This is a genomic window from Synechococcus sp. H60.3, assembly GCF_047462295.1.
Classification (GTDB): Bacteria; Cyanobacteriota; Cyanobacteriia; order Thermostichales; family Thermostichaceae; genus Thermostichus.
In genome coordinates, this window is record NZ_JANSIY010000216.1 from 1 (window position 1) to 1,007 (window position 1,007).

Annotated in this window: 2 protein-coding genes; both read right to left on the bottom strand. The window is 49.6% G+C overall.

Translation table 11 applies throughout. From position 1 onward, the window contains the following. Positions 1–205: 205 nt before the first annotated feature. Positions 206–484, bottom strand: coding sequence for a tyrosine-type recombinase/integrase (locus NW841_RS12875; RefSeq protein ID WP_414386785.1), 279 nt, complete (start codon positions 482–484; stop codon positions 206–208). Between the two features lie 18 nt (positions 485–502). After that, entirely contained in the window at positions 503–772 is a 270-nt protein-coding gene (locus NW841_RS12880) for a phage integrase N-terminal SAM-like domain-containing protein (RefSeq protein WP_414366468.1), read from the bottom strand. Positions 773–1,007: the final 235 nt, after the last annotated feature.

Consider the following 1,007-nt stretch of genomic DNA (forward strand, 5'->3'; position numbering starts at 1 on the left):
TTTACTACATCCTGCTTCCGGAGTTGGTTTGCTAAGTGTTGCTACTGTACCCCTTGATTCCTTAACAGGCTGTACCTATTGTTCGTGAGCTGGGAGCAAAATATAAATATAAAGTATAGCGTAAAGAAATCTAATGTACCCCTTGATTCTTGAACAGGCTGTACTTGCGCTCCAAAGCAAAGGGCAAATAGACAGAGCCATATCCTTATTCCAAGTCCTGCTGATGTTGTCGCTGGACGCAGGGCAAGTGTTCTTGCAAAGGTTCCACTAGGGTTTCTGGCAGCATCGTTAACCGGCTCTCCATCCCTTTGCTATGGCGAATCGCCAGTTGCCGTTGGGCAAAATCCACATCTTTAACCCGGAGCTGATGAGCTTCTGCCAACCTCAAGCCACTGCCATACAGCACCTGCACCACCAAGCGATAGATCCCAGACAGATGCACAATGACAGCCTTGACCTCCTCAGGGGTTAAGACCGTAAGCAAATAGCGTGAGCGCTTGGCTCATACGGCGTCTAGGTTAAGGTCTAGCTCCAGACGCAAAACTTCTCGGTAAAGGAACAACAGCGCACTGAGAGCTTGGTTCTGCGTGGACGCCGCCACCCCCTCCTCCACCGCTAAGTGGGTTAAGAAGGCATTGATCTGCTCGCCACCCATCTCCTTGGGGTGTCGCTTGTTGTGAAACAAGATATATCGACGGATCCGGAGAAGATAAAATTTCTTAGTCTGGTAGGAGTAGTGCTTGACTCGGAGAGCATCACTGACCTGCTCCAAAGGTTGTTGGTGAGGGGGCGCTGGGGTTGGTGGGTAGTAGAGGCGAACAGCGAAAAACTTACATAGTGTAACAAGTTACTGCCCCCGACTGTATGCTAGGCTATCTTCAGCACTCTAAGTCATTGACGGCGGGTGAGTTCAACTGTTAGGAGTCCTTCCGACAAAGTGCCAATTATGAAAAGCAACTATGACCTGACAACAAGAGATGGCTTTCGGAGCGCAATCAAAGATCTCC